Origin of the sequence: Chryseobacterium sp. SIMBA_028 (assembly GCF_046535285.1) — a bacterium.
Lineage (GTDB): Bacteria > Bacteroidota > Bacteroidia > Flavobacteriales > Weeksellaceae > Chryseobacterium.
Genome location: NZ_JAWRWZ010000349.1, coordinates 1 through 266, shown reverse-complemented (window position 1 = coordinate 266; position 266 = coordinate 1). Strand labels below are relative to the sequence as shown.

The window sequence follows — 266 nt, the reverse complement described above, 5'->3', positions numbered from 1 at the left end:
ATCGTACAGGACGGTGAAAATATTTATTACACCAAAAATGCCTTTCCTACAGAAAGCGTGACTATCTTATCGGTGAATTATTACGACACCTATCCTCCCCTTCCTTCGGAGGTGAGCATTCCGTCTGCCGTTATCGGACAGCAGGTATTGAAACAGCCCGGACAAAGTACAACGGGTAAAAATACCAGAAACTTACCATTGGCTTCGTATGTGAGAAATGTGGAAGACAAAGCATGGACAAAAAGCTACACTTATTACGATGAAAA

1 protein-coding gene is annotated in these 266 nt (G+C 42.1%); it reads left to right on the top strand.

Annotation, left to right across the window (positions count from 1 at the left end; translation table 11 throughout):
- Nucleotides 1-266 (top strand): hypothetical protein (locus SCA31_RS23735; RefSeq protein ID WP_410699464.1); only part of this gene is annotated, 266 nt, incomplete at both ends.